The following is a 302-nucleotide window of genomic DNA, read 5'->3' as shown; positions in this document are numbered from 1 at the left end:
ATAGCGTTTTGGACCCACCTGACTCCATGCCGAACTCAGAAGTGAAACGAAACAGCGTCGATGGTAGTGTGGGGTCTCCCCATGTGAGAGTAGAACATCGCCAGGCTTTAATACTGGTTTTTAGACCCAAGGTCTGAAGACAAAAGCTCAATAAAGCAGCCAATCAGACTTTATCGAGTAACAAGACAATGTGGAGCGGTAGTTCAGTTGGTTAGAATACCGGCCTGTCACGCCGGGGGTCGCGGGTTCGAGTCCCGTCCGCTCCGCCACTGATAAAGAGCTTTGCTAAACAGCAAGGCTTT

1 tRNA gene and 1 rRNA gene are annotated in these 302 nt (G+C 50.3%); both read left to right on the top strand.

The features are described 5' to 3' along the window. Nucleotides 1-106: ribosomal RNA gene (gene rrf / locus AACS00_RS09950) — 5S ribosomal RNA — on the top strand; the annotation flags it as partial. Between the two features lie 86 nt (nucleotides 107-192). Then, nucleotides 193-269, top strand: a tRNA-Asp gene (locus tag AACS00_RS09945). The last annotated feature ends 33 nt before the right edge of the window (nucleotides 270-302 follow it).

This window comes from Vibrio sp. 11986-1-5, assembly GCF_963878025.1.
GTDB lineage: Bacteria > Pseudomonadota > Gammaproteobacteria > Enterobacterales > Vibrionaceae > Vibrio > Vibrio injensis.
This window is presented reverse-complemented; position numbering and strand designations above follow the sequence as displayed.